Genomic DNA, 26,257 nt, shown 5'->3' on the forward strand with positions numbered 1-26,257 from the left:
AATAGATAATATTGGTTAGAATGTTTCGAAAATATTACATAGTTTACAGAAAGAGGAGATCGTTGTGTCCAAGAAGAAAAAATGGCTTATTACCGGTGCGATATGTGCCGGTGTGCTTGTATTGGCAGGGATCGGCGCCGGCGGTGTTTACGTTTTTACCCACATGAACCAAATTGCCGTATCATCGGAACCCTATGCTGAATCGGTAGCGGTATACATGGGAGGAGACTCAGAATCAGGCCAAACCTTCTCGGGAAAGGTTGAACCTGAGAAACAGCAGAAAGTCTATATCGATTCAGAAAAAGGCAGCATTAAAAAAACATACGTCAAAGAAGGCGATCAGGTCAAAAAGGGCGATAAACTTTTTGAGTATGAGGGCGAGGATCACTCTGACGAAGTGGAGCAAGCCAATTTGCAAATCGAAATGACTAACCTGCAAATCAGCCGTTTGCAAAAATCAATAACGGAAACGGAAAAACAGCTGAAAACAGCCGGAAAAGAAGAGAAATCACAGCTGCAAGATGAGCTTGACCAGGCCAACTTCGATTTAAAAACAAGCCAGCTTGAGTTGAAGCAGCATCAAAAAGAGCTGTCAGCCCTTACGAAAAACAAAGGCTCCAATGTCATAACAAGCAAGCATGACGGGATCGTTCAAAGCGTCAATCAGGATATTGCTGACGGGGCAACGGGCGATCAGGCAGGAGGACCGTATATCCAGATTGTTTCCACGGGCAAATATCTAGTCAAAAGCCAAATCAACGAGCTGTTAATGGACACAATGAAAAAAGGCAGCAAAGTCAAAGTCACGCTGAAAACAGGCGGTGAAGGCGAGTGGAAAGGAAAGGTCACCTCGATCGGCAAGCTTCCAGCGGGAACAGGCGAGGGTGAGGAAGAAAGTTATGCTGAAGAAGAAATGAACCCTCAATCCTCTAACTATCCGTTCACTATTTTATTAGACAGCCATAAAGGTCTCGAAGTCGGCTATCATGTCAACATCGAGGTGATGAGCGATGAGGCTGATGCGGACGCGATTAAACTGCCGTCCGACATGGTCATTCAGGATGACGGCGAACCGTACGTGTGGAAAGCGGATGAGAATCAGAAAGCGGTCAAGCAGCCTGTTGAAATCGGGGACACTGATGAAAATGACATGGTGGAGATTAAGAGCGGCCTGACGCCGGACGATTATGTGATCTATCCTGATCCCGCGGTCAAGGAAGGAAAGCAGGTTACAGTCAATGCTGACACTGAATAATATTTCAAAATCGTACAAGCTGGGAAAAGAAGAAGTTCCGATCTTGAAACATATTAATCTGACGGTCCAAGCCGGCGAGTTTCTGGCGATTATGGGGCCTTCGGGTTCTGGAAAGTCAACGTTAATGAATATCATCGGCTGTTTGGACAGGCCAACCTCGGGAACCTATACGCTTGACCAGATCGATATTTTGAAAGGGAAAGACGGTGCCTTAGCCGAAATCCGCAACGAATCAATCGGGTTTGTGTTTCAAACCTTTCATCTGCTGCCGCGTCTCACCGCGCTGCAAAATGTCGAGCTGCCGATGATCTATAATAAAGTGAAGAAAAAAGATAGAAGGCAGAGAGCTTATGAAGCGCTGGAAAAGGTCGGGCTAAAAAACAGGGTCTCCTACAAGCCTCCGAAGCTGTCAGGCGGGCAAAAGCAACGGGTGGCGATCGCGAGAGCCTTAGTCAATCAGCCGAGATTTATTTTGGCTGATGAACCGACCGGGGCGCTTGATACCAAATCAAGCGAACAAATTTTGGCGCTGTTTTCTGAATTGCATCGGGAAGGCAAGACCATTATTATGATTACCCACGACCCGGATGTTGCCAAAAAAGCTGACAGAACCGTTTTTATCAGAGACGGAGAATTGGTATTAGACGAGAGAGGGGATATCAGCCATGCTTGAGCATATTCGAATCTCCTTTCAATCCATTTTCTCTCATAAATTAAGATCCATTCTGACCATGCTCGGTGTCATTATCGGCATAGCGGCAATTATTGCGATTGTGTCGATGCTGAAGGGACAAAGCGAACAATTAAAGCAAAGCATGATCGGCATGGGAAATAACGCGATCAATGTTGTCTACCAGCCGTCAGGCGGAGAAGAGGAGGGCATCGGCTATCAGGTTTCGTACACGTCCGCGCCGCCTGTCACTGACGAAACAGTAAAGGCAATTAAATCTGATCCTATGGTCAAAGGATTATCCTTATATTACTTGTCTGAAGGTTCGAGCGTCTTTCATTTGACAAACGTTTCGTACCCCCAAGTGTTCGGAGTTGACGGTGACTACTTTGATATGTTCCCAGTCCGTATAACCGAAGGGAGGAAGCTGGCGGAAAATGAATTGAACAGCACACGCCAAGTGGTGATGATCAATGAAGCCGCCAGAGATGAACTGTTTCCAGACGGAGACGCTCTGCATAAAAAGATTGAGATGAATGGTGTGCCGTTTAAGGTTGCCGGTGTTTTTACAGAAAAAAATCAGCAGGAAAGCATGTTTGAAGGTGATTACGCGAACCCGGTTTTGTACGTGCCGAAAAAGGTGTGGCCGCTCATCGAAGGATTTGACGCGCCGACACAGATCGCTGTGCAGGCCGATTCTTCTGAGCATATCCAAGAAGCCGGCGTGATGGCTGCTGATCTTTTAAACCAAGGGCTGTCAGATGCTGAGTTGGCAAAAGCAGAGTATAGTGTGATGGATCTTCAGGAGATCGCACAGGAAGTGGAGTCCTTTAATCAGTCATTTGCACTGCTGCTTGGCGGAATCGCCAGTATTTCACTATTGGTTGGCGGCATCGGCGTTATGAATATCATGCTCGTTTCCGTTACGGAGCGCACGAGGGAAATCGGAATTAAAAAAGCGCTCGGTGCTAAGCGGCGTGTGATTTTATTTCAATTTTTAACCGAGGCGGTCGTGCTGACAAGCATTGGCGGAATACTCGGTGTGCTGGCGGGCTTCGGCATCGCTAAGCTGCTGACGGTCGTTTTTCCAATGCCTTTTATCGTCTCCGTCCCGGCTGTGGTCGGAGCACTCATCTTTTCAATGGCAGTCGGCATTATTTTCGGCTTGCTTCCGTCCATCAAGGCATCGAAGCTTCAGCCTGTAGACGCGCTACGCTATGAATAAAAAGAACGCATCCATTTGGAATGCGTTCTTTTTTTAGCTTGGAAGAGCTGAGTTGCATTTGTCTAAAATCAGAAAAACGGCTGCGACGATCATTTCTTCTGTAGTGGACAGCCAAATGTCGCTCATCAATTGGTCTGTCGTATGGGCAGTCATCCACAAAAACAGCAGCTGTACGATGCCGGCAAGAAGAATGAATAAGCGTTTGTCTGTCTTGAAAAATGTAAAGCTATGTATCATCAGGCGTTCCAATGGTTCTAAGAATAGGCCGAGGACAAGAAACAACACGGTAAAAAGCAGGACATGAGCCGCTGAGCGGCAGCTCGTTCCTGCTATCGAAAACAATATATAGATGACGGCAAAATAGGTCAACACCACTGCCGCCGCGGCCAAACAGTATTTTATAGAGAGCCGCAATAATCGTTTTGAAGACATTTGATGTTTCACGGGTTTATCTCCTTATAAAGGCCTGCAGAGAACGAACGCTCTCTGCAGGCTGGCAGTTTTTTATTCATTGTATTTCTTTTTCACAACCGGATGTTTTTCTTTTGAAAGGATATCGGTAAAGTCCTTGCCTAATTCAAGATGCTGTTGAACAAGTGTCTCAGGAAGCATTGCAAGCCATTGGTTTAAAGATACATCGGCGTAGTGGTCGTCTTTGAAGATCTCTAAAAAGACTAGCGGTTCATCTCCAGTGTTTTCAACGTAATGCCCCATTGCAAACGGAACATACCCGACATCACCGGCTTGGTAGTCAAACGTTCTCGCATGGCCGTCAGATGCAAAAACGGTCATTCTTGCTTGGCCGGAGATGTAGTATTGCCACTCGTGCGTATTCGGATGCCAATGCAGCTCGCGAATGGCACCGGGTTCCACCGTCACGAGCGCGGATGCGATCGTTTTAGACACTTTGAAGTTTGTTGAATCTGCAATGTATACTTTTCCTCCTTCTGATTCAATTGGCTTCTGTTCAAGAAGGCGGTAAGTAAACGGATAAGGCGCTTCACCGTTCGGCCCTTTTACAATGTCATCTTTTAAACTTCCTGGGACTGGTTCTTCAAATATATATTTCTCTTTGCCTGGCAAATTGGCAATCTCTTCTTGTGTGACGCCAAAGTTTGCAGCAATGACTTCTTTAGGCGTGTGGGCAAGCCAGTCTGTCAGCTGGAACGTGCTGTTTTCAGAGAATGAGCCATCGTCAAACACGAGCAGGAACTCGGCTCCTTCATCCAGCGCTTGAATGGAGTGCGGCAGGCCTGACGGGAAGTACCAAAGATCTCCTTCGCCTACATCATCAATAAAGCTGCGGCCCTGTTCATCCACAAGGGTAACTCTTGCACGTCCGTAAATCATATAAGCCCACTCGGCTTCTTTATGCCAATGCAGCTCGCGAATGGCACCTGGTTTCAGCCGCATATTGACAGAAGCAAGGTTTTCTGAAATCGGCAGTTCACGTACGGTAACTTCACGGACATATCCGCCTTTTTCTAATCGGTTGTGAGTATCAGAGAATGAGAACTTCATATTGCTGACGGTGCCGTGATCGGTTTCCGGCGGAACAAGCATATCAGGATTTTGGCGGTCTCTTTCAATATTACGCGGGATTTTTACTGTTGCTCCTTTGTCTCCTCTGATTGGCTGCGGAATGTCGTTTTGTTTTTTCATGAATGTTTCCTCCTTAAAATTGTAATGTGATACTGAAAGAGAAGGTGAAAGGCCTTTCGTTTTCCCTTCTGTCTTGTTAAGTGAAAAAAAACAGTGAAAAGTCAACTTCGATTAAAAATTATTTTTTTGCTTTCTGATCTTTCAGTTCTGTCATCAGTTCGATAAGCTGATCGAACTTTTTCTCAAATCGGGTCAGCAGGTACATTGCAATCAGCGCAGGAAACCCTAGATTGCCAATCTGTTTTACGACTTCTTCTATAAAAACCTGATCCATGGAAAATACCTCCCTTCTTTTTTTGCAGTCATGTATGTAAGTGAAGGAAATCCATGAAAACGTAAACTGCGGCTGGCGTAATGAAGGCAAGCGCTAGTCAGAAAGTAGTAGTTTACTTTTTTTTGCTTTCTTTCATTTAATTTATAGGGAGGCGGTTTGATGGACTATCAAGGTCTTTTGCGATCAAAATGTAAGGAGATAATGAAGCATCCCATCGTGAAGCATTTTTTGAGCAATCCTCAGCATTACCGTTTGTTCAAAAACGTCATGGAAAGCCCGAACGAGAAAGATGCAAAATCATTGGACGAGCAATTCAAGCAATTTTATAAGGAAATCCGCATCGTTAAGTATATGAATTCAATGATTCGCATCTTTTCTATTGATTTTGATAAGCGGGTTCGTAAAAACCAAAAACGGTATCCGCTGACGGTCGATCATCCGGAAGTGGGGGAACGGCTTCCTTCTGAAACGGGAAGCGATGCGTTTGAAGCATTTTTAGACCGGCAGGATGATCTGAGCCAGCACGTCCAGGATTATCAGCTCTACCAAGCGATCCAGAAGCTGACTGACAAACAAAAAAGCGTGTTGACGAAAGTCTATCTTCACGGTGCTACGATGCAGGAGATTGCAGATTCGCTAGGGGAGTCCCGGCAAAACATCTCTAACATTCATAAAAAGGGGCTTGAGAATATCAGAAAGCAGCTAGCGGCGCAAAAAAAGGGGGAAAGTAAGCTGTGAACGGCCAGTTTGATCAAAAGAAACAAAAAGACGACATGTATGACATTGAACATCTGATTGCATGCTTTTCACCGATGATCAGAAAAAAACTCAGCAATACGTCCTTTCAAGAAAGAGAAGATTTAGAGCAAGAGCTGAGGATTAAGATGTTTGAAAAGGCTGATATGCTTTTGTGTCAGGACGTTCCGGGGTTTTGGGAGTTTATTTTGTATATGGTAGACGAGAACTCATAATCATTTATCATCTGAACATACGTAAAACGGGAACTGCCACGTTCCCGTTTTTTATTTGTCCTGCCAGGGCAAGACGACTCTATTCAAAAATGTACCAAAAATAATCGATATAATGATAAGATGAAAAAAACAGTGACAGAAAGGAACATAAAAGTGGAAAATGCATCAATTTTAATCGTAGACGATGAGAAAGCGATTGTGGATATGATCAAACGCGTTCTCGAAAAAGAAGGTTACCGAAATTTACTGGATGCGGCAAGCGCAGAGGAAGCGATTCCGGTTGTGAAGGCCAATAAGGTAGATTTGATCGTGCTGGATGTCATGATGGGCGGAATGTCCGGTTTTGAAGCCTGCACAATGATCAGAGAGTATTCAGAGGCTCCGATTTTTTTCCTGACGGCAAGATCATCTGACGCGGACAAATTGTCGGGCTTTGCGGTTGGGGCTGATGACTATATCACAAAACCATTTAATCCGCTGGAATTAGCGGCGCGGATCAGAGCGCATCTTAAGCGCACATATCAGTCGAAAGAAACGAAATCAAACCAAACCTATACATATGATTATTTTACATTTTCTCCGCAAAATGCCGAGCTGATTGTAGGCGGTGCAGCCGTCGCTTGTTCAGCCCAGCTTTTGCAGCTTTTGCAGTATTTTTGTGAACACCCTAATGTGGTGCTTTCGAAGGATCAAATTTATGAAAAAGTGTGGGGCTACCCTTCCTACGGTGACAACAACACCGTCATGGTTCATATCCGCAAGCTCAGGGAAAAAATTGAGCGTGATCCGAGCAATCCGGAGTATATTGTAACGGTTCGCGGTCTCGGATACCATTTTATCCCGAATCCTGAAGGCAAGCGGTCATGAGGTTAAGATGGAAGTTTTTGTTCCATTTTTTCGGGCAGATGCTGATTGTAATCCTGCTGCTCACGGTTATGCTGGTTGCTTCGTTTTTTTATTTAGATTCGCGATTTAGCGACGCGGAATCCAATTCAGGACTGACGAAGGCAACGACCGACACACTTGAGGCATATCTCGATGTAAGCGAAGACGGAACATGGGAAGTCGATAATTTTCTGAAGAAATCTGTCGATAAACAGGACGGCTGGATGCAAATCATTGATTCCAAAGGAAAGACCGTTTATTCCTACAGTGTGCCGAAAGACGTGCCCAAAACCCATGCCAAGAAAGAGCTTTTATCGATTTATAAAACCAAAAAGCTCAATCATTATAAGGTAAATTATTGGGCCATCAATATTGAAGACAAGTCCTATCTTTTATTATCGGGCTGGAAACTAAAAAGCGAACAGCTGCTGACTTCCATTGGAAAGCGTGAACAAGAAATAGACGCTCCAGCACATTATCAATCAAGTACCATCGACTATATCAAGAAGGAAAAAGGCGCCATTTACCTATTGGACAGCAATGGAAACATTCTGGACAGCGTCAACGGCACAAAAGGCGAAAGAAAAATGATGAACCAGCTGGAGCTGCTCAAATACAGCTCTAAACCATGGAACTATAAGCGGGAAATTTCCGTTAAGATCCTCGATAAAGACAGATGGATGGTCGCTACGGTGCCAAACCCTGTCTATGTCACCGATCAGGAGTTTAACAAATCATTTCTGAAGGTTGTTCTAAAGGCGATGTTCCTGATTATGGCTGTTCTGTTCCTGTATATCATTTGGATGACGGTTTGGTATATGTTCCGCTTCGGGCTGCCGATTTTTCACACCATTAAATGGCTGGTCAATCTATCAAAAGGAAAGCTCGAGGAGCCGAAAAACCGGAAAGGCCTTCCTGTCAGCAAAAACAAAAAGGGGAAAATCAAACAGCCGTACCGCTTCTTCGGTGAGATTTTTGAATCGATGGATCAGCTGACTGAAACGCTGAGACGGGATAAGCGAAATAGAGAAAAAATCCAGGCGACAAGAGAAGAATGGATTGCTGGTTTGTCGCACGATTTAAAAACGCCGCTCAGCAGCATTTACGGCTACAGCATGATGCTTGAATCTAAGCAATATGACTGGTCGCCGGAAGAAGTGAAAGAAATGGGACAGGTTGTCAGAGAAAAATCTGAATACATGTCCAAGCTGATTGAAGATTTAAATTTAACGTATCGGCTGAAAAATGATGCCCTTCCTATCAAGAGAAATCTGACAAGCCTGATCCCGTTTTTTAAAAATGTCATTGAAGATTTCAAGAAAAATCCGTTTTCTGAAGGGTATGATATCTCCTTTGTGTCCAAAGAAGAGCATATTGAATTTGCGCTGGATGAAGCGTGGTTCAGGCGTATATTAGAAAATCTCCTTGGGAATGCGGTAAAGCACAACGACAAAGGAACAGAGATTCAGGTTCTTCTCGAACAAACGAAAAATCATATTTCCTTGAAAGTGAAGGACAATGGGAAGGGAATGGATGAAGAAACGATCACCCATTTGTTTAACCGTTATTACAGGGGGACGAACACAAAAGATTCATCTGCCGGAACGGGCCTCGGACTCGCCATTGCCAAGGAGCTTGTCCATCTGCATAATGGGACGATTCATGTGAACAGCAGAATGAATATGGGAACGGTCATTACCATCCTTTTCGAAAAGCAATAAACATGTGGTTTGGCCGCCTCTTAGCCGGGAATAAGAATATATAGACTGAAGCTAAAGAGGTGTAAAACATGGATGCAGTATTGGAAGCAGACACTCGGGCAGTCATTGGTGAAGGCCCATTATGGGATGAAGAAAACGGACGTTTATATTGGGTTGATATCTTAGGGAGCGAGCTCCACATCTTCGACCCTGAAGAAAAAGTCAACCGGTCGATCAAGTTCAACTCCTTTGTGACGGCGCTTGCGAAATATTCAAAGGATGAACTGATGATGACGATGAAGGATGGGTTTTACCTATACCATCTTCAGGATGACAGCTTGAAGAAATTCAAACAGCCGAAGGACATGCATGAGAGCCTGCGTTTTAATGACGCGAAATGTGATCCGTACGGAAGGCTTTGGGCGGGGACGATGAGCATGGAAGGCGAACAAAAACAGGCCTCGCTATACCGCTTAGATCCAGATGGCAGTCTTGTCAAAATCAAAGGCCAAGTCTCAACCTCGAACGGTTTGGATTGGGATCGCGAGCGGAATTTGATGTATTACATCGACACGCCGACGCAGGAGGTTGTGCGCTACAGCTACGACCCTGAAAGCGGAGATATCTCAAACCCAGAATCCGTCTATCGGTTTGATCAAACGGACGGATTGCCGGACGGCATGACAATCGACAAAAACGGCATGCTGTGGGTGGCACTGTTTGGCGGAAGCCGCGTTGTTCACATTGACCCGTTTCAGCAGAAAGAAATCGATTCAATCAGCGTGCCGGCCAAATACGTCACATGCTGCGCGTTCGGCGGCAGAGACTTAAAAACCCTTTACATCACAACGGCGACTGAACAAATGACAGAGACGGAAAGATACGAGCAGCCTCACGCGGGAGGACTTTTTTCAGCAAAACTGGAAACAGGCGGATACCAGCCGGTTTCCTTCGCTGGAGATGTATAAAAGAACGCATCCGAAATGAAGTGACCCCCTAAAGTTAGACACGGGTTTTCATTAGGCAGTTTTTGAGGCATGAGTTCGGTATTGTACCGGACTCATGCCTTTTAGTTTTGCCTTTATTCGTTTTTGATTGTAGTAGTCAATATATCGTTCAAGTTCTTGCTTTAAGTGTTCGATACTTTCAAATTCTTTTAGGTACAGAAATTCAGACTTTAGGATGCCGAAGAAATTCTCGATCACTGCGTTATCGTAACAGTTGCCTTTTCGGGACATGCTTTGTGTAATCCCGCGTTCTTTTAAGGCTTGCCTATAATGCTTCATTTGGTAATGCCAGCCTTGGTCGGAATGCATAATGGGCTTGTCCCCATCTTTCAAATGCTTGAATGCCTGATCAAGCATCACCGAAACAAGAGAATAAACAGGCCTTAAACCAATCGTATAGGTAATGATCTCACCATTAAACAGATCTAATACGGGCGATACGTACAGCTTCTGCCCAAATAATTTGAACTCCGTCATGTCCGTGACCCATTTTTCATTTGGCTTTTCAGCTTTAAAGTTGCGCGCTAGAATGTTAGGCGCCACTTTGCCGGTTGTTCCTTTATATGAACGATATTTCTTCTTTCGAATCATACATTTTAGTCCGAGGGCTTTCATGATGCGCTGCACCTTCTTGTGATTGACCTTTCGTCCCCGATTCTTTAGTTCATCACGAATACGGCGGTATCCATACCGGCCTTGATGTTCTTTAAAAATAAGCTGAACCATCTTTTTTATGTCGGCATCTCGATCAGGGCGATCAAAATGCTTTACGCAGTAATAGTAGGTGCTGCGTGGGATACCTGCGAGCCTGAGAAGTGCTTTCACCGGATACTTATGCCTTAAATCATAGACTACTTGCGCTTTGTCTTGTTTGGTGATTGTTCCTTGTTTTGAACTAAGGCATTCAACTTTTTTAAATACTCATTCTCCATACGCAACCGTTCGTTTTCCGCCTGTAATGCTTCTATTGATCCTATAGCTGGTGCTTGCTTTCCTGTTTTCTTTTTCATGGACGGACGCCCCTTTTTCTTTGTTTTGAGGGCGTCTGCTCCTTGTGTTTGTACTACGTGCTGCCAGTTCCAAAGCGTTGAGTCAGAAGGCAAATTAAATATCGCAGCTGTTTCTAAGATAGACGTCCCATGTTCATTCATATAGTCAAGTACGTCTAGTTTATATTGGACTGGATAATTTGTATATGACTTTAAGAACGCTTTTTCACTGTGATATTGATATTTTCTCACCCAATATTGGAGTACCCTTTTATGCACTCCAATATGATTTGCGATCCCAAGCAAACTCTCGTTGCCGTTTATATAGCGTAAGACCGCGTTGATTTTTTCTTCGTTTTTAAATTTAGCCAAAAGAAAAAGCACCTCCAAATTTTAGACTGTGTCTAAAATTTGGGGTGCACTTCAAAACACGGATGCGTTTTTTGCATATTACAGAGAACGGATAATGCCGCCTTCTACACGCTGTGCCGTGCCGTTAATGGCGGATGCGGCGTCTGATGCGAGGAAGACGATTGTGTTGGCGACTTCTTCTGCTGTCGCGTATCGCTGAATAAGAGAAGTCGGCTCATTGACGTTAAAATAGTCTTTGATGAATGTATCTGTATCCTGCCCGGCAGCTTGTGCGGCGCCTTCCATGTAGGATGCCACGCCCTCTGTCCAAGTAGGTCCCGGAAGCACTGAGTTGACCGTCACATTCGTGCCTTTTGTCATTTCAGCCATGCCTCTTGAAAGGCTGATCAGCGCCGTTTTTGTCATGGAGTAGGGAATCATTGTTGGAAGCGGTTTGACGCCTGCTTCACTTGCGATATTTAGAATGCGGCCGCTGTTTTTGGCAAGCATTTTTGGAAGGAAGTAGCGGCTTGTCCGCACCGCGCTCATCACATTCACTTCAAAATATTGATTCCACTCTTCATCTGTCACATCGGCAAAGTCTTTTACCTCGAAGAAACCAAGGTTGTTGACAAGGATATCGATATCACCGATTTCATTAACTTTTTCAATAAGTGCCGCTGCTTCATCTGTTTTTGACAAATCGGCAGCCGCCCCGTGCACCGTTCCGTATTCAGAAAGCTCTTCCACCGTTCGATTGACAGTCTCCTGTTTGCGTCCGTTGACAATCACTGCCGCACCCTCTTGCAGAAAGCTTTTTGCCGTTGCTTTCCCGATGCCGGAAGTCGAGCCGGTGATGAAGACGAGTTTGTCTTTTAGTTGTAAATCCATAAGAAATCATTCCTTTTAATAGATGATGGTATTAAGTATACAAGAATAAATTTAGTGTTTACGAGGATTTTGCTTTCATACACATAACGGGGGGAAAGTCATTCAGGACGCATATACAAGCCTGTCAGTCATATAGTATAATTACTCCGAAAAAAGGATACGAATGTCGAATGGGTGCCGGTCCGTGAACAACAGCCGGCTTAATAGGGAAACCGGTAAAAGCCGGTGCGGTCCCGCCACTGTAATTGGCCATACGCCAAGAGCCAGAACACCTGCCTGTTTGATCAGCACGAAGTCTGCGAGGACAGATGATGTGTAAACAATAGGTTTTTTTGTGTTGTTTACAGCATCTTTACCATCGTAGGGATGCTTTTTTTAGTTCACTTAGGAGGAAAGATCATGAAAAAACTAGCTGGATTATGGACTGCGCTTCTGTTGGCTGCCGTTATGATGGCAGGCTGCGGGAATACGGCAGATCAGAAGGATTCCAAGGCAAAGCAACAGACAGAAGCGTTCCCTGTCACCATTGATGATGCGTCAAATCAAGATGTGACCATCAAAAAGGAGCCGGAAAAGATTGTTTCATTAATGCCGAGCAACACAGAAATCACATACGCTCTCGGTCTCGGTGAAAAAGTAGTCGGTGTCACCAAAAACGATACATATCCGAAAGAAGTCCAAAAGGTCGAGAAGGTCGGAGATATGAATGTAAACGTTGAGAAAGTCATTGCTCTTAAGCCGGATCTCGTTCTTGCCCACGAGTCTTCCATGTCAGCGTCAGCGGATGCCATCAAACAGCTGAAGGACGCGGGCATCACCGTGCTGACTGTCAATGATGCGCAATCATTTTCCGAGGTCTACAAATCAATCGAAATGATCGGAGAAGCTTCCGGGGCTGAGAAACAGGCCGATCAGCTCGTAAAAAGCATGAAATCGGATTTGCAGGATATTCAAGAAAAAGCGAAAACCATTTCAAAAGATGAGGAGAAAAGCGTATTTATCGAGGTTTCTCCTGCTCCCGACATTTACACAACAGGGAAAGACACGTTTATGCATGAAATGCTGAATGTCATCCATGCTAAAAACGCAGCGGCAGACCAAACAGGCTGGGTGCAAATGACAGACGAGGCGATCGTAAAACTCAATCCGGATGCTATCGTGACAACAGACGGAGTGGAAGCGAAAGCAGTGGAAAAGCGTGATGGCTGGAGCGAAATCAATGCTGTGAAACATCATCGCGTGTATGATGTGGATCCTGATCTCGTGACACGTTCCGGTCCCCGTCTGATCGAAGGGGTCGAAGAACTTGCGGAAAGCATTTACCCGGATACGTTTAAGGAATAACCGTTTTGCCGCATATATCATCAGTTTTTCATTTTTAGCTGTGAGCATCATGTTAGGCATTTCTTGCGGCAGCCTGCAAATTCCTATTTCCGCTATCCTTCGTGTCTTGTGGCATGAAGGTTTCGGCGGCTCTATCGGCCCTGATGACCCGATGTACACCAATATTATGATGAATATCAGACTGCCGAGAGTTGTGCTGGCCGCCCTTGTGGGGGCGGCTCTTTCTATCGCGGGGGCTGCTTTTCAGGGGCTGTTAAAAAATCCGCTTGCCGACCCATACACGCTCGGTGTATCATCCGGTGCTTCAGTCGGAGCGGTTGTGACCCTGTTCTTCGGCTTGCAGCTTCCTGTCATCGGAGGGTTTACACTCCCGCTTGTGAGTGTAGCCTCGGCACTTGTCACGATGGCGGCGGTTCTTTCCTTCAGCCGCCTCGTTCATGCTTCGATGTCTGTTTCCACCCTCATTTTGACCGGTGTCATCATCAATTCTTTTTTGGGCGCGTTTATTTCTCTTATCATTGCCCTGACAGGAGACAACCTGCTGCCGATTGTGCATTGGCTGCTTGGCAGCGTTTCGATGAGGGGCTGGAGCTATGTTGTTCTGTTCCTCCCGTTTTTTCTTTTGGGAACGATTTTACTGATCATAAACGGAAGGGAGCTGAACGTGATGACATATGGAGAAGACAAAGCAAAACTTCTCGGAGTCAGCGTTCAGCAGAAAAAAATGCAGATTTTAATAGCCGGCTCTCTCTTGACGGGAAGCGCCGTGGCTGTATCTGGCACGATCGGATTTGTCGGTCTTGTCATTCCTCATATCACAAGGCTTTTGTGGGGAACGGACCATCGGCATTTACTGCCGCTGTCCGCCTTGCTCGGAGCTGGTTTTCTCGTTTTAGCCGATCTGCTTTCCAGAACGATCATTGAGCCGGTTGAACTGCCGATCGGGATCATTACGTCCCTGGCGGGGGCGCCTGTTTTTGCCCTTATTTTAATTCGGCAGCATCGCGGAGGGAAAAGCTTATGATGAGAGCAGAAAGGCTGTCGGGAGGATACGGAGACAGGCGGCTGATCAACAATGTCAGCTTAACAGTAGATCAGGGCGAATTTCTCGGTATTCTCGGCCCTAATGGAAGCGGTAAAACGACGCTTCTGCACTTGCTGACAGGCACGCTGCCGGCCAAGGAAGGCAGCGTTTATTTGGCTGGCAAACTGCTGTCGGCCTATAAACCAAAGGAACTGGCGCAAATTATGGCCGTCCTGCCGCAAAAAACGGATCAAGCCTTTACCTTTACCGTTCAAGAAACGGTAGCCTTTGGCAGATACCCATTCCAGACAGGGCTGTTCAAACAGCAGACTGAAAAAGATCAAGCCATTGTACAGGAAGCAATGGAGCAAACAGGAGTGGCCGCTTTTGCGCAACAATCGATTCGTGATCTAAGCGGAGGAGAACAGCAGCGGGTGTATTTGGCCCAAGCTTTGGCACAGCAGCCGCGTATTTTATTTCTGGACGAGCCGACAAATTTTCTCGATCTGGCTTATCAAAAAGACCTGCTGGATCTCATCAAACGCCTGACAAAAGAAAACGGATTGACGGCTGTCAGCGTTTTTCATGATTTGAACACCGCAAGCCTGTACTGTGATGAGCTCTTGTTTATGAAAAACGGTACAGCCGGACCTAAGCAAAAACCGGAATATGCTGTCACAGAACCTCACATCAAGGCGGTGTACGATACAGATGTCACCGCTTTGGTCCATCACAGTTCACCTACACCGATGATTGCGATTCAGCCTGAACAAGACAGGGTGCAGCAGTTGTCTATCCCATTTGAGGCTTTGCTGCAAGCGAGGCGCGATGCCGTTCTGGTGCAAACGGAAATTCCGCTTCGCACCCTGTCCTCCGCGCCTGTCGGTGGAGGGTTTTCATGGAGCAGAACGCTGATCCATAAACGGCTTCCCGTTCAGGCAGATCCTATCGGAGGGCTTACAGCCTTCCTAACGGAAAACGGTTTTCATCTGCCTGAAACCTGTGCGATGGCTTCTTCGGGAAGGCTTGACCGTTTGGTGTATCGAACGTATGAGGATGGGGAGTTATCCGTATTTATTTGCGTCATGACTGGCTTTTCGATCTGGATTTTGGTCAATGGCTATGCGGCAGATCAATTCTTCGTCAAAGCTCTTATGGCTGCTGAAGCAGAACGTGTAAAAGTGTTGGGAGACAGACGGGCAGAGGGGGATATTCTCATCGCTGCGACACAAACTCAGCAATTTAAAAACACAGATCAACTGCTGAATCAATTGATACAGGTCGGCATAGCAGAATGTGTAAAAGAAGCTTCAAAGCTGTTTGAATAAGTCTGTAAAGGAGACATAAGCATGAAATTATATACAAAAACAGGCGATCAGGGCCAAACAAGCTTAGTCGGAGGCAGAACCGGCAAGGACAGCCTACGTGTCGAGAGCTATGGCACGATCGACGAACTGAACAGCTTTGTCGGGCTTGCTTTGGCAGAGCTATCCGGACAGGCCGGCTTTGAGGATTTGACAGCCGAGCTGCTCACCATCCAGCATGAGCTGTTTGACTGCGGTGGCGATCTGGCAATCGTCACAGAAAGAAAAGACTATACATTAACGGAAGAATCCGTTTTCTATTTAGAAACGCGCATTGATGCCTATACTGCAGAAGCGCCGGAACTAAAGAAATTTATTCTCCCGGGCGGAACGAAGGGCGCTGCGCTTCTCCATACGGCGCGCACCATTACGAGGCGGGCGGAACGCCGAGTGGCGGCGCTGATGAAATCGGAGGAGATTCATGAAACAGTGCTGCGTTATCTCAATCGTCTTTCCGATTATTTCTTTGCGGCTGCACGGGTTGTGAATGTGAGAAGCGGCATAGCCGATGTGGAATATGAAAGAAGCGCTATTGTGTTTCGGGATCGAAACAGCAGCGAATCATAAAAAGAGAAAACGGAAGCCGGCGTGTTCGATACATGCCGGTTTTTTTCATTCTGTCAATCTCCCATATTACGACAAAAAATGAACCTTATGAATTATTGACTCAAAAATGGAAAAATGAGATATTGTTAAAAATAGATGTAAAAAATAGGCAGTGGGGGGCTCTGATGGATGGTGAATTTAATTGAAAGTGATAGCATCTGGAAGAGAAATTTTAATTATCTTTTTTTCTCAAGAATAGTCAAGATATCCGGCGATATGTTCGCATTTAATTCGATATTATGGTTCTTAATTTATGGCGGCAAAGGCGCGATCGGAACTGCATTATTGATAGCTGTCACCTTTTTGCCGGAAGCTGTGCTGGCGCCTGTGACGGGTCCTTTCATGAAGCAGAATACGCTGAAATTTTGGATGTACTTTTCAGATCTGACAAGGGCTGCGATTGTCTTGATTATTCCTCTTTGTCATTTTGCGGGCTTTTCTCCGCTGTGGTTTGTCATGACGCTAATGATTGTGCATTCTGCTACAGGGGCTGCCTACAATCCCGCCTCCATAGCTTTAATTCCCCAAATTGTAAATGAACAGGGCATCCAAAAAGCAAATGCTGTGCTGCAGTCCTCCGCTCAGGTTGTCCGGCTCGGAGCTGTCACGTTATGCGGCGCTATTCTTACATTTGTCAGCCCTTCTTATACGATGCTGATCGCACTTGTACTTTATTTGGTTTCTGGCTTTCTCGTCCTTTTTATTAAGTACACTGCGGTTAAATCTCAGTCTGAGTCTGCTGCCGTTGCGCAGAGAGGCACATATATCGGCAGGCTGAAACGCGGTTTTACGCTCGTCAGAAAACATCAGATTTTATATCCGCTCGCCATTTACTGTATCTTTATGAATTTTGCGGCTGCCCCTTGGGAAGCTCTCTCAGCCGTTTACGTGGCGGAAGATTTAAACGGCCAGCCGATCGTTTACTCACTTTTAAAGGCCACCACCGCCGCAGGCGCGTTTTTATTGGGGTTTGTGCTGGCGAAAGTCAAAGTAAACAGGTACGGCCTGCTATTTGTAACTGCCGGCATTGTGGAAGGGATTGCATTCTCTATTACCGGGATGAATACCTTTTTGCCGCTCGTTTTTCTCGCTGCGTTTACCTTTGGCGCCGCAGTCAGTGCTGTTAATGTTCCTGAGTACACGATTATCCAGACATCTGTGGACAGTGAGGATCAGCCGCAAGTCTACGCCGTTATACATATGATCTCAAATATTTCGATTCCTGCCGGAGCTGTCATTTGCGGGTACGCCGCAAACGCTTTTGGTTCAGGACCTGTGATTGCAGCCGGAGGAATTGTCGAAATTATCGCGGGTATCGGCATATTGCTGTTTACAAAGCTGGCCAAAGCAGAACAGGCCGATTTGGTCAAAGAAAGAGAAGCAAGTGTTCATCTATAAAGGATTTTGTCAACAATCTGAACGCCATGCCTCGCGCATGGCGTATTTTTTATATCTATGGGTCCGGCACAAAATACGACTCCGGTCTTATATCAAAATCAATCTCTGATTCGTTTTGCGCAAATGCCAATTTGTTTAAGATGAAGACAAGGAAAACGAAAGGAGGATCTGCATGAAGATAAATATGAAAACGATCGGCGGATTCTTGTTCATTGTATTTGGGATCTCCGTCTTTTTTGGAGGAGGAAGCTTCGGCTTTATCATCCCGCTTGCCATCGGCGCCTTGATGACATACGCAGGAATCAAAAGATTTGCAGCAGGAAAAGCCATCACAGGAATCATTGTGGGCGGTATCGGAGCGATCATGCTCATCTGTTCACTTCCATTTATGGTCGGGCTCGCACTGGCGGCAGCAATGGTGTATTACGGCTGGAAGCTGATGAAAAACGGATCAGCTGATAACGATGCATCATCTTTTGGTTCTGAACCGTCTTCGGCTGCCTACCAATTTCACTTTGATGCCGAGTGGGAAGAATTTTTGAAGAAAAAATAATATCAGTGTATAAGGAGGAATCAGGTATGGTATTCAAAAGAATGAGAGATATGTTTGTTGCGTCAGTTCATGAAGGGCTTGATAAACTGGAGAACCCGAAGGTGATGCTGAATCAATATGTCCGTGATATGGAAAGTGACATTGCAAAAGCAAAACAAACCATTGTAAAACAGCACACGATTGCCTATCAATTTAAGAAAAAATATGAAGAAGCAGCTGAAGTGGCTGGCAAACGCAAAAACCAGGCGCAGCTCGCATTTGACGCAGGTGAAGAAGACCTGGCGAAAAAGGCGCTGACTGAAATGAAATATCTAGAAGGGAAGGCGGCTGAGCATAAAGCGTCGTATGAACAAGCGAACAGTCAGCTTGCTGACCTGAAAGAACAGCTGGCTGCGCTTGAAACTAAGCTGCAGGACGTAAAGGATAAAAAACAGGCGCTGATTGCCCGGGCCAATGCGGCAAAAGCAAAAGACCATATGAATACGACATTTGACAAAATGGATAGCGAAAGCGCGTATCGTGAATTTTTGCGCATTGAAAACCGCATTGAGGAAATGGAGATTCGCGCGAATGATTCAAAGTCAGCTGAAGCCGGCACAGAACTCACGCGCAAAGAATTTGCAGACGAAGTGGAGGCGGAGATTGAACATATGAGGGCGCTCTCACTGCAAAAATCAGATCAGACATCACAAGCAGCAAATGAATAAACAGGACGGGGAAGGATTCGCGGTCAAGTCCTTCCCTTCCGCACGTATCAATTCACAGGCTTTTCCTTTATAATAGAATGAATGAGAAGGATGAAATCGAATGAAAAAAATGCTGGGCAAACTGTTAATCACTGCCGGTATTCTTGTGTTTTTTGGCGTCATCGTAAAAGACGTGTTTGCTGCAGGCTTGGGAATCATAAGCGGCACTGAAGCCGATTCAGCCAGCGCATCGCCGCGGGACATCGATAGCGTGGTCATTGAGTCGGACACCAAGGATGTCCAAATCATAGCGGAAGAACGAAATGACATATCGGCAGGCATTTCAGGAGACTCCGGAAAATTATTTGTCACTGAAAGCAGAAGGAAACTGGAGCTGGACGCAAAGGAAAAAGAGTTTCAATTTTTGAGTGGATTTAACCGTTCTTTTCTTGTCGTCCGGCTTCCTTATGATTATAAAGGGGATCTGACGGTGCGAACCTCAAGCGGGGACATATCAGTGGACGGGAATCAGCGTCTGGCGCTTTCCGGGATGAACGCAGCATCTGCGAGCGGAAATATGAGCGTGACGAACGTCCGCCTTCAAGAGATGAAAGTAAAGGGATCATCCGGTGATGTCACCATGTCAAATACGGTCTCCAACACAGCCCGTATTGACTCAGCTTCCGGAGACGTCAATCTGGCTGATGTCTCCGGCTCTCTTGATGTGAAGCTGACTTCCGGAGACCTGGATGCCGCACTGAAAAAGGTATCGGGTCCTGTATCTGTCACGCTGACAAGCGGTGACGCTGATCTGAGCCTTCCCGAAAGCGGCAGCTTTACAGTCAACGCGAAATCATCGAGTGGTGACGTCAGTTCGCCGTATTCATTTGCTGATACAGCACATAAAGAAGAACATCACATCACAGGCTCGCAAGGAAGCGGCCGGCATCCAATCGATATCAAAACGGACAGCGGGGATCTAACGATACGGTAGCACCAGGCAGAAGAAAGGAGGCGGACACCAGGAATGACAAAAAAACAGCTTCTCGGATTGATCATTGCTTTATTCGGCATCAGCATGTTTTTGCAAATTATCGGAATAGGCGATCTGCTGTTTTGGCCGCTCTTTTTTCTGATTGCCGGCTATTTCTTGAAAAAATATTCCCGTGATTGGCTCGGTTCCGTCATGTACATCTTTGCCGCGTTCTTATTTTTGAAAAACCTCTTCAGCATCACCTTTAATTTATTCGGCTATGCGTTTGCCGCCTTTCTGATTTACGCCGGCTATAGGCTTATCAAAGGAAAACCGATATTTGAACCGAGTGAGAAACGGGTCGATCTCACTAAAAAAGAACGGCACGAGCCGCCAAAAGATGAGAAACATCCCGACATCCGCAGCTTTTTTATCGGGGAGCTGCAAATGATGAAGCAGCCGTTTGACCTGAATGATCTCAATATCTCCGGTTTTATCGGAGATATCAAAATCGACTTGTCTAAAGCGATGATTCCCGAAGGAGAAAGTACAATCGTCATTAGCGGCGTCATTGGAAACGTTGATGTTTATGTGCCATCAGACCTTGAAGTGGCTGTCAGCTCGGCCGTTTTTATCGGTGATATTAATCTGATCGGCTTGAAGAAAAGCGGTTTAAGCACGAAGGTATATGCCGTGTCACCTGATTTCAGCGAATCAAAGCGCCGAGTGAAGGTATCCGTCTCCTTATTTATCGGTGATGTGGATGTGAAGTACGTATGAGAAAAAAACAGCTTGCCAGCCTCCAGTGGCGCGCCATCCGCATGACAACGGGAATCAGCTTGCTCCTTTTTGCCTGCATGATCTCCTTTATGATGGTATATTATCGGCTCGATCCGCTTGTTTTGCTGTCTACAAGCTGGTTTGGAATTCCGTTTATCCTGATATTGCTGCTGATCAGTGTGACGGTTGGTTTTGCCTCGGGGTATATGTACGGCAACAGGCTGAAGACAAGGGTTGATACATTAGTCGAATCGATTTTAACCTATGAAAACGGCAATTTCGCTTATCGAATACCGCCGCTTGGAGATGATGAAATCGGCCTGGCCGCCGATCAGCTGAATGAAATGGCGAAGCGCGTGGAGCTTCAAGTCGCTTCCTTGCAAAAACTTTCCAATGAACGCGCGGAATGGCAGGCGCAAATGAAGAAATCTGTGATATCAGAAGAACGCCAGCGATTGGCAAGAGATCTTCATGACGCGGTCAGCCAGCAGCTCTTTGCGATATCGATGATGACATCGGCTGTATTGGAACACGTCAAGGATGCTGACGATAAAACGGTCAAACGGATCAAGCTGGTCGAGCATATGGCAGGGGAAGCCCAAAATGAAATGAGGGCGCTGCTGCTTCATTTAAGGCCTGTTACCCTGGAAGGAAAAGGATTGAAAGAGGGGCTTACGGAGCTTTTGGACGAGTTCCGGAAGAAACAGCCGCTGGAAATTGAGTGGGATATTCAGGACACGCCGATATCCAAGGGGATGGAAGACCATTTGTTCAGGATCGTTCAGGAGGCCCTTTCAAATGTATTCAGACATTCAAAAGCCTCAAAGGTATCCGTCATTCTGAACGTAAAGAACAGTCAGCTCAGGCTAAAGGTCATTGATAATGGAAAAGGCTTTACAATGGACCAGGTGAAAGCATCCTCATATGGCTTGAACTCTATGAAAGAACGCGCAAGCGAAATCGGCGGGGTTGCCGAAGTCATTTCAGTAGAAGGAAAAGGTACACAAATCGAAGTGAAGGTTCCGATTTTCCCGGAAGAAAAAGGAGAGAACGAACGTGATTCGAGTATTATTGATTGATGATCATGAAATGGTCAGAATGGGGCTAGCGGCTTTTTTAGAGGCGCAGCCTGATATTGAAGTCATCGGTGAAGCGTCTGACGGCCGCGAAGGCGTGCGGCTTGCTGCCGAACTGTCGCCTGATGTCATTTTAATGGATCTTGTTATGGAGGGCATGGATGGAATTGAAGCTACAAAGCAAATTTGCCGGGAGATTCCTGATCCAAAAATTATTGTGCTCACAAGCTTCATAGATGATGACAAAGTGTATCCGATCATTGAAGCGGGCGCGCTCAGCTATTTATTGAAAACCTCAAAAGCGGCGGATATCGCCGATGCGATCCGCGCCGCAAGCAAGGGAGAGCCAAAGCTGGAATCAAAAGTGGCGGGAAAAGTATTGTCCCGGCTGCGCCACTCTGGTGAACACACGCTCCCGCATGAATCACTGACAAAACGGGAGCTCGAAATTCTCCGCCTGATCGCAGAAGGAAAGACAAACAAAGAAATCGGCGAAGAACTGTTTATCACCATTAAAACAGTCAAAACCCATATCACCAATCTACTATCAAAGCTGGATGTCAGTGACCGGACGCAGGCCGCAGTGTACGCCCACCGAAACAATCTCGTCAAATAGGCGAATGCTATTTGGTCGCGCCTTTTGTCCCAAAGTCTCTGATAATGACATTGACGCGATAGTCGATTTCCGCATTGCTGAAATATTCATCGTCCCATTTTCTGGATATTTCTTTCCACTTTTGAGGATAATGAATCCTGACCTCGTTTCCCAGACCGGTTACGTCTGCTTTGATCTCTTTTTGAAGCTTGCCTGTAATAAACGACGTTACGGTTTGATTTAATCGTTTGACGACTGCCTTTTCAATTTCCTTTATATAGGAATCCTTAAACGAATCTTCATTGGGGTTCCAGTCCTCGGATAAACGCCCTTCAATATTGCGTGTCACGATAAATTTGAACTTTCCGTCTTTGTAGATTGTTTTGATCTTGCGATTACTTGAATACACTTCATAAGAAAAGAAGTTGCCTTTGTGCTTCAAGTCGATCACACCGCCTTCGACTGTGCCTGTAAATAAGTTAATATTTTGAACTTCTCCCGGTGTTAAATTTCGCACCCAAAATTTGTTTTTAATGATGGAAGCCCCGTTAATCGCAAGCTTGCCATTTTCCTCACCGACATGCGGGATGAGAAACGAATCATCAGATGTCAAATGCTCCGATACCTCCCCCAATGTAACAGGGTTCATCATTTTAATTGTCACGTTATTATTTCCTGTCAGATCATAAATCACATTAGATGCGGGCTCTCCTCCATCACTCATCTTAAATATATCCTTCGTGCGGCCATCGGTCACAAAGACATACGAGCTTCGCCGGGTCCCGTTGTCTCTGACAAACTGATTAATCAGCGCGTCCATACCGATATTGTCAGAAATGACGTCCTTGGAAAAAAGAATGACTCGCAAATGCTGAGGAAACGTAGGGTTATGCTTTAATGCAGATGTTCTGGTCATTTGATGGACAGTTTCACCCTTTGTGACAGAAAGCTGTGTTGGATCAGGTGGAGAGCCTTCCTGGGTGCTGATCTTTTTCGGCACGAGAATCTGCTGTGTCAGTTCTAAATTTTCATCATCCGGCTTATCTAAGCCCACACCAATCACCAAGCTTAATTCCTCGATGTTCCGGCTGTCCCAGCACCCGGACAGCAAAAGAACGCACATGACTATACTTAAAATCCGGATCTTCATTTTGCTGTAATCCTCCTTTTGAGAGCGACGATGAAAAAGAGAATGAAAGGGAGCACGAACAGGCCGACGAAAATGTACCCGAGATAATCGCTGTACATCATGACTTCGTTTGTGTCACCCGGCCAAAGCGAGAAGTAATAGACAGCTACGCCAATAAGAACCATGCTTTTTTTAGTTGATAGTCCAAACGTCTTCTTGAGCCCATTAGCGGCAAAATAGCCGTAAATGACAAACGTCGTGAAAAATTGAATAATCCAGACGATTAGTAAAAACGATTCAAACCGCTCAATGAATACGCCCTTGAGCTCAAAGGACTGAAAGAGAGAAATGGTCGGCCAGATCAGCGTCTTTACCTCAGGAGCGGTCAAAGCCCCGACAACGATAATATACGTAATGATATATAACACAATAGGAATCAAAAAGCCGAAAGATGCATATCTGAATGTATATTTCTTTTTTTTCATATGTTCGGGAAGAAACAGCATAATTTCCACACCTAAAAACGAGATGGAGACGACAGTAAGTGAATTGGCAATGGGGCCAAGTCCTTCACCTAAAACAGGCCGCAAATTATTAATGTCGAAAATTTTAAAGCTGATCCCGAATACAATCAGCAAAATAATAATCGTAACGGTTAAATAAAAGGGGAATAATCGCGATACATCACTTAATCCCCCGATGATTAAATAGATGCCGCAAGCGATAAACGTCAAAATAATCACCTGAACCGGCGTTCTCTCCAGCAGGAAAAATTTCACCATTTCAGCCATCGCACGACTTTCAAAGCTGGCTACCCCAGTAAAATAACAGCAGATCAAAAGGCTGATGATGCTGCCGAACCATTTCCCGAGCCCTTCCCGCAAATATTCAAACAGAGAAGAATACTGATGTTTTTTCTGAATAAGGGTATTTAAATAAATGAAAAAAATGAATATAACGCCTTCTAAAATGAGCGTAATCCAGCCGTCAGGGGTGTTGGCCTTAGTCGTCAGCGCTCTCGGCAATGTTAATAGACCGGCGCCTAGCATTGTATTCGCGATAATCGAAATTCCCTGGAAAGTATTAAGTTTCAGTGGAGTCTGTTTTTGGCTCATTTGGATTATTCGCCTCTTTTGGTTTGTTTTTAATTGGGAGACGGATAATGGAATCATCCGTATTTTTCAAACTGAAGAACCCGTTTGGAGAAAAATACGGAGATCCAAAGCTTGTTTGTCTCGTTAGGTGTGTATAAATGACAAGCATAAATAAAATGATTCCGTACAGCCCAAGAATAGCGGCGCAAAACATTGAAATAAAACGCAGCACCCGGAAAGACAGGCCCATCCCGTATTGAGGAACGGTAAAGGATGCAAGAGCAATGACACTGACTACGATCACCATAATCGAACTGACGAGACTCGCTTCTACCGCCGCCTGTCCGATAACAACACCCCCGACGAGGCCGATCGTCTGGCCGAGCGGATTGGGGAGGCGGAGCCCGGCTTCTCTTAACAGCTCGATGGTTACTTCCATCAGCAGAGCTTCAAATATCGGAGGGAACGGCACGTTTTCCCTATTTGCCGAAATCGTGACGGCGAGCGCGGTCGGCAGCAGCCCTTGATGGAAGGACACGAGCGCGATATAAATAGATGACAAAAACAAGGTAATGAAGATAGAAGCAAAACGCAGCAATCGGATCAGCGATGCTGATATCCAGCGCTCATAGTAGTCATCCGGGGATTGCATCAGTACGCCGAGAGAAACCGGCACCAGCAGGACAAATGGTGAACTATCGACCAAAATGGCCACCCGGCCGTTAAACAGGGCTGACGATACCTTATCAGGCCTTTCCGTATTTTGAATCTGCGGAAACGGCGAATATTTATTATCTTCAATAAGTTCCTCAAGTGTGCCGCTGTCCTGGATATCCTCCAGCTGGACATTTTTAAGCCGCGCTTTCACTTCTTTTATGACGGACTTTTTTGCTTTCCCCTCTATGTACATAATGGCTGCAGGTTTCAGCTTGTTATCGCCGATCATGATTTTTTTGGTGATTAACTTCGGATGAGGGGTTCTTTGTCTGATCAGCGCGAGATTTGTATTGAGATCTTCTACAAACGCCACTTTTGGGCCGCGAACGACTTTTTCAGTTGTCGGCTCTGCCAGACTTCTCGTTTTTTTCTTTCCTGTAGACAGAATATAGACATTGTCCAATCCGTTGATAAACACAGCGCAATTGCCGCTTAAAATAGATTCAACCGCTTTTTTCGCGGTTTTAACGGGTCTTGCATCTAGCTGGTCAAGTCGTTTTTTGACCTCGTCAAGCGTGAGAGTCTCCTCATCTTTGATTAAGATTTTTATCGATTCTGCAACCTTATGCTGATCATTCAATTCACTAAAATACAGATAGTAAAAAACAAGCCCGTTGGAGAGCATTTTTTTGTTTTTTACGAGATCATCGTTTTCTTTTAATTTAGGAAGCACCAATGCCAAATTATCGTGTATATATTCCTTAAACTCTGTTTGTTCCAACGAGGTCACCTCTTGTCTAAAACCTTAGTAGAGGTTATCTTTTCCTGTTAAAAAAATGATATACTGTGTTACAGTATTTCGTGGCAGAAGTTTTTTATGAAAGCGGAGGATATGAACAGTGGCACAGGTAAGACTTGCAGGAAAACAAGAAGAAATCGAACAGCTCATCAAATCTTTTGAAAAAAATTACGAGGTCTCCTATACATCAAAGGAGTACGGCAGGACGAATCCAAAGTACAAATATTCAAAGGATTCCCGCGTATATCTCGAATTAAAATTAAAATCAGCCAAGATAGAAAAATAAAAAAGGATTTTTT

Annotated in this window: 28 protein-coding genes and 1 riboswitch; of the genes, 20 read left to right on the plus strand and 8 right to left on the minus strand. The window is 45.4% G+C overall.

Features of this window, described 5'->3' with window-relative positions:
- The first annotated feature begins 64 nt into the window (after positions 1–64).
- The 3 genes from BV11031_RS00685 to BV11031_RS00695 are packed head-to-tail and all read left to right on the plus strand — an operon-like array spanning position 65 to position 3,150.
- The gene (locus BV11031_RS00685) at positions 65–1,255 is read left to right on the plus strand and encodes an efflux RND transporter periplasmic adaptor subunit (protein WP_010330064.1); all 1,191 of its coding nucleotides are present in this window, start codon (positions 65–67) and stop codon (positions 1,253–1,255) included.
- Positions 1,239–1,928, plus strand: coding sequence for an ABC transporter ATP-binding protein (locus tag BV11031_RS00690; protein WP_010330063.1), 690 nt, complete (start codon positions 1,239–1,241; stop codon positions 1,926–1,928). Before BV11031_RS00685 ends, BV11031_RS00690 begins: the two co-directional genes overlap by 17 nt.
- Complete coding sequence (locus BV11031_RS00695) at positions 1,921–3,150, plus strand: ABC transporter permease (protein WP_010330062.1); 1,230 nt, start codon at positions 1,921–1,923, stop codon at positions 3,148–3,150. Before BV11031_RS00690 ends, BV11031_RS00695 begins: the two co-directional genes overlap by 8 nt.
- 33 nt (positions 3,151–3,183) lie before the next feature.
- Here the strand turns inward: BV11031_RS00695 and BV11031_RS00700 are convergent, their stop codons facing one another.
- The 3 genes from BV11031_RS00700 to BV11031_RS00710 form a co-directional block, all read right to left on the minus strand.
- Positions 3,184–3,594 carry an acid stress-sensitive anti sigma factor RsiO gene (locus BV11031_RS00700; RefSeq protein WP_010330061.1) on the minus strand — a complete coding sequence of 137 codons (411 nt, stop codon included), beginning with the start codon at positions 3,592–3,594 and terminating at the stop codon, positions 3,184–3,186.
- Between the two features lie 60 nt (positions 3,595–3,654).
- Positions 3,655–4,812, minus strand: a complete 1,158-nt coding sequence (gene oxdC, locus BV11031_RS00705) for an oxalate decarboxylase (RefSeq protein ID WP_010330060.1) — start codon at positions 4,810–4,812, stop codon at positions 3,655–3,657.
- Between the two features lie 118 nt (positions 4,813–4,930).
- Positions 4,931–5,086 (minus strand): YvrJ family protein, encoded by a 156-nt coding sequence (locus BV11031_RS00710; protein ID WP_010330059.1) that lies wholly within the window; start codon positions 5,084–5,086, stop codon positions 4,931–4,933.
- Between the two features lie 201 nt (positions 5,087–5,287).
- Here BV11031_RS00710 and sigO point away from each other — a divergent pair, with 201 nt between their 5' ends.
- The 5 genes from sigO to BV11031_RS00735 all read left to right on the plus strand — a co-directional run bounded on the left by sigO (position 5,288) and on the right by BV11031_RS00735 (position 9,610).
- Positions 5,288–5,824, plus strand: coding sequence for an RNA polymerase sigma factor SigO (gene sigO, locus BV11031_RS00715; protein ID WP_082246362.1), 537 nt, complete (start codon positions 5,288–5,290; stop codon positions 5,822–5,824).
- Positions 5,821–6,057: a sigma-O factor regulator RsoA gene (gene rsoA, locus BV11031_RS00720; RefSeq protein WP_010330057.1), complete on the plus strand. Its 237-nt coding sequence runs from the start codon at positions 5,821–5,823 to the stop codon at positions 6,055–6,057. Before sigO ends, rsoA begins: the two co-directional genes overlap by 4 nt.
- 153 nt (positions 6,058–6,210) lie before the next feature.
- On the plus strand, positions 6,211–6,924 hold the full coding sequence (gene yvrH, locus BV11031_RS00725; protein WP_010330056.1) for a two-component system response regulator YvrH: 714 nt from the start codon (positions 6,211–6,213) through the stop codon (positions 6,922–6,924).
- A complete protein-coding gene (gene yvrG / locus BV11031_RS00730; protein WP_010330055.1) occupies positions 6,921–8,663 on the plus strand; it encodes a two-component system sensor histidine kinase YvrG in 1,743 nt (580 codons plus the stop codon). The genes yvrH and yvrG overlap by 4 nt, the downstream gene beginning before the upstream one ends.
- Positions 8,664–8,731: 68 nt before the next feature.
- Entirely contained in the window at positions 8,732–9,610 is an 879-nt protein-coding gene (locus tag BV11031_RS00735) for an SMP-30/gluconolactonase/LRE family protein (protein ID WP_010330054.1), read from the plus strand.
- 51 nt (positions 9,611–9,661) lie between these two features.
- On the opposite strand, the gene BV11031_RS00740 is transcribed toward BV11031_RS00735, so the two are convergent.
- Positions 9,662–11,010 (minus strand): IS3 family transposase gene (locus BV11031_RS00740; protein WP_128568231.1). Its coding sequence is split into 2 segments (ribosomal slippage): positions 9,662–10,566 and positions 10,566–11,010, totalling 1,350 coding nucleotides; the frame shifts between segments, so codons are not numbered across the junction.
- 78 nt (positions 11,011–11,088) lie between these two features.
- Positions 11,089–11,880: an SDR family NAD(P)-dependent oxidoreductase gene (locus tag BV11031_RS00745; RefSeq protein WP_010330051.1), complete on the minus strand. Its 792-nt coding sequence runs from the start codon at positions 11,878–11,880 to the stop codon at positions 11,089–11,091.
- A 155-nt stretch (positions 11,881–12,035) separates the two neighbouring features.
- A riboswitch (cobalamin riboswitch) is annotated at positions 12,036–12,174 on the plus strand.
- Positions 12,175–12,279: 105 nt separating this feature from the next.
- On the opposite strand from BV11031_RS00745, the gene BV11031_RS00750 reads away from it, so the two are divergent.
- The 11 genes from BV11031_RS00750 to liaR all read left to right on the plus strand — a co-directional run bounded on the left by BV11031_RS00750 (position 12,280) and on the right by liaR (position 22,300).
- Positions 12,280–13,224: an ABC transporter substrate-binding protein gene (locus BV11031_RS00750; protein WP_010330050.1), complete on the plus strand. Its 945-nt coding sequence runs from the start codon at positions 12,280–12,282 to the stop codon at positions 13,222–13,224.
- Entirely contained in the window at positions 13,187–14,248 is a 1,062-nt protein-coding gene (locus BV11031_RS00755; RefSeq protein ID WP_010330049.1) for a FecCD family ABC transporter permease, read from the plus strand. The genes BV11031_RS00750 and BV11031_RS00755 overlap by 38 nt, the downstream gene beginning before the upstream one ends.
- Positions 14,248–15,576 (plus strand): ABC transporter ATP-binding protein, encoded by a 1,329-nt coding sequence (locus BV11031_RS00760; RefSeq protein ID WP_082246361.1) that lies wholly within the window; start codon positions 14,248–14,250, stop codon positions 15,574–15,576. Before BV11031_RS00755 ends, BV11031_RS00760 begins: the two co-directional genes overlap by 1 nt.
- A gap of 21 nt (positions 15,577–15,597) precedes the next feature.
- Positions 15,598–16,179, plus strand: coding sequence for a cob(I)yrinic acid a,c-diamide adenosyltransferase (locus BV11031_RS00765; RefSeq protein WP_010330047.1), 582 nt, complete (start codon positions 15,598–15,600; stop codon positions 16,177–16,179).
- A 168-nt stretch (positions 16,180–16,347) separates the two neighbouring features.
- Entirely contained in the window at positions 16,348–17,616 is a 1,269-nt protein-coding gene (locus tag BV11031_RS00770) for an MFS transporter (RefSeq protein ID WP_010330045.1), read from the plus strand.
- A gap of 172 nt (positions 17,617–17,788) precedes the next feature.
- Complete coding sequence (liaI, locus tag BV11031_RS00775) at positions 17,789–18,169, plus strand: cell envelope stress-induced membrane anchor protein LiaI (RefSeq protein ID WP_010330044.1); 381 nt, start codon at positions 17,789–17,791, stop codon at positions 18,167–18,169.
- Positions 18,170–18,195: 26 nt separating this feature from the next.
- Positions 18,196–18,876 carry a stress responsive protein LiaH gene (gene liaH, locus BV11031_RS00780; protein ID WP_010330043.1) on the plus strand — a complete coding sequence of 227 codons (681 nt, stop codon included), beginning with the start codon at positions 18,196–18,198 and terminating at the stop codon, positions 18,874–18,876.
- A 100-nt stretch (positions 18,877–18,976) separates the two neighbouring features.
- Entirely contained in the window at positions 18,977–19,849 is an 873-nt protein-coding gene (liaG, locus tag BV11031_RS00785) for a LiaG family protein (RefSeq protein ID WP_010330042.1), read from the plus strand.
- 33 nt (positions 19,850–19,882) lie between these two features.
- On the plus strand, positions 19,883–20,608 hold the full coding sequence (liaF, locus tag BV11031_RS00790) for a cell wall-active antibiotics response protein LiaF (protein WP_010330041.1): 726 nt from the start codon (positions 19,883–19,885) through the stop codon (positions 20,606–20,608).
- Entirely contained in the window at positions 20,605–21,687 is a 1,083-nt protein-coding gene (gene liaS / locus BV11031_RS00795) for a two-component system sensor histidine kinase LiaS (RefSeq protein ID WP_010330040.1), read from the plus strand. The genes liaF and liaS overlap by 4 nt, the downstream gene beginning before the upstream one ends.
- Complete coding sequence (liaR, locus tag BV11031_RS00800) at positions 21,665–22,300, plus strand: two-component system response regulator LiaR (RefSeq protein WP_010330039.1); 636 nt, start codon at positions 21,665–21,667, stop codon at positions 22,298–22,300. Before liaS ends, liaR begins: the two co-directional genes overlap by 23 nt.
- A 7-nt stretch (positions 22,301–22,307) precedes the next feature.
- Here liaR and gerAC read toward each other — a convergent pair whose 3' ends face one another.
- The 3 genes from gerAC to gerAA are packed head-to-tail and all read right to left on the minus strand — an operon-like array spanning position 22,308 to position 25,940.
- Positions 22,308–23,429 carry a spore germination receptor protein GerAC gene (gene gerAC / locus BV11031_RS00805; RefSeq protein WP_010330038.1) on the minus strand — a complete coding sequence of 374 codons (1,122 nt, stop codon included), beginning with the start codon at positions 23,427–23,429 and terminating at the stop codon, positions 22,308–22,310.
- A complete protein-coding gene (gene gerAB / locus BV11031_RS00810) occupies positions 23,426–24,523 on the minus strand; it encodes a spore germination receptor protein GerAB (protein WP_010330037.1) in 1,098 nt (365 codons plus the stop codon). Before gerAB ends, gerAC begins: the two co-directional genes overlap by 4 nt.
- The gene (gene gerAA, locus BV11031_RS00815; RefSeq protein ID WP_010330036.1) at positions 24,492–25,940 is read right to left on the minus strand and encodes a spore germination receptor protein GerAA; all 1,449 of its coding nucleotides are present in this window, start codon (positions 25,938–25,940) and stop codon (positions 24,492–24,494) included. Before gerAA ends, gerAB begins: the two co-directional genes overlap by 32 nt.
- Positions 25,941–26,058: 118 nt before the next feature.
- Here gerAA and BV11031_RS00820 point away from each other — a divergent pair, with 118 nt between their 5' ends.
- Positions 26,059–26,244 carry a YvzF family protein gene (locus BV11031_RS00820; RefSeq protein ID WP_010330035.1) on the plus strand — a complete coding sequence of 62 codons (186 nt, stop codon included), beginning with the start codon at positions 26,059–26,061 and terminating at the stop codon, positions 26,242–26,244.
- Positions 26,245–26,257: the final 13 nt, after the last annotated feature.

Origin of the sequence: Bacillus vallismortis, from assembly GCF_004116955.1 — a bacterium.
GTDB lineage: Bacteria > Bacillota > Bacilli > Bacillales > Bacillaceae > Bacillus > Bacillus vallismortis.

Bases quoted from the DNA above. Each gene is read 5' to 3' on its own strand.
- BV11031_RS00690 (WP_010330063.1), top strand. From the start codon at position 1,239: ATGCTGACACTGAATAATATTTCAAAATCGTACAAGCTGGGAAAAGAA.
- BV11031_RS00695 (WP_010330062.1), top strand. From the start codon at position 1,921: ATGCTTGAGCATATTCGAATCTCCTTTCAATCCATTTTCTCTCATAAA.
- oxdC (WP_010330060.1), bottom strand. From the start codon at position 4,812: ATGAAAAAACAAAACGACATTCCGCAGCCAATCAGAGGAGACAAAGGA.
- BV11031_RS00710 (WP_010330059.1), bottom strand. From the start codon at position 5,086: ATGGATCAGGTTTTTATAGAAGAAGTCGTAAAACAGATTGGCAATCTA.
- sigO (WP_082246362.1), top strand. From the start codon at position 5,288: ATGAAGCATCCCATCGTGAAGCATTTTTTGAGCAATCCTCAGCATTAC.
- yvrG (WP_010330055.1), top strand. From the start codon at position 6,921: ATGAGGTTAAGATGGAAGTTTTTGTTCCATTTTTTCGGGCAGATGCTG.
- BV11031_RS00735 (WP_010330054.1), top strand. From the start codon at position 8,732: ATGGATGCAGTATTGGAAGCAGACACTCGGGCAGTCATTGGTGAAGGC.
- BV11031_RS00745 (WP_010330051.1), bottom strand. From the start codon at position 11,880: ATGGATTTACAACTAAAAGACAAACTCGTCTTCATCACCGGCTCGACT.
- BV11031_RS00750 (WP_010330050.1), top strand. From the start codon at position 12,280: ATGAAAAAACTAGCTGGATTATGGACTGCGCTTCTGTTGGCTGCCGTT.
- BV11031_RS00760 (WP_082246361.1), top strand. From the start codon at position 14,248: ATGAGAGCAGAAAGGCTGTCGGGAGGATACGGAGACAGGCGGCTGATC.
- BV11031_RS00765 (WP_010330047.1), top strand. From the start codon at position 15,598: ATGAAATTATATACAAAAACAGGCGATCAGGGCCAAACAAGCTTAGTC.
- BV11031_RS00770 (WP_010330045.1), top strand. From the start codon at position 16,348: ATGGTGAATTTAATTGAAAGTGATAGCATCTGGAAGAGAAATTTTAAT.
- liaI (WP_010330044.1), top strand. From the start codon at position 17,789: ATGAAGATAAATATGAAAACGATCGGCGGATTCTTGTTCATTGTATTT.
- liaH (WP_010330043.1), top strand. From the start codon at position 18,196: ATGGTATTCAAAAGAATGAGAGATATGTTTGTTGCGTCAGTTCATGAA.
- liaG (WP_010330042.1), top strand. From the start codon at position 18,977: ATGAAAAAAATGCTGGGCAAACTGTTAATCACTGCCGGTATTCTTGTG.
- liaF (WP_010330041.1), top strand. From the start codon at position 19,883: ATGACAAAAAAACAGCTTCTCGGATTGATCATTGCTTTATTCGGCATC.
- liaS (WP_010330040.1), top strand. From the start codon at position 20,605: ATGAGAAAAAAACAGCTTGCCAGCCTCCAGTGGCGCGCCATCCGCATG.
- gerAC (WP_010330038.1), bottom strand. From the start codon at position 23,429: ATGAAGATCCGGATTTTAAGTATAGTCATGTGCGTTCTTTTGCTGTCC.
- gerAB (WP_010330037.1), bottom strand. From the start codon at position 24,523: ATGAGCCAAAAACAGACTCCACTGAAACTTAATACTTTCCAGGGAATT.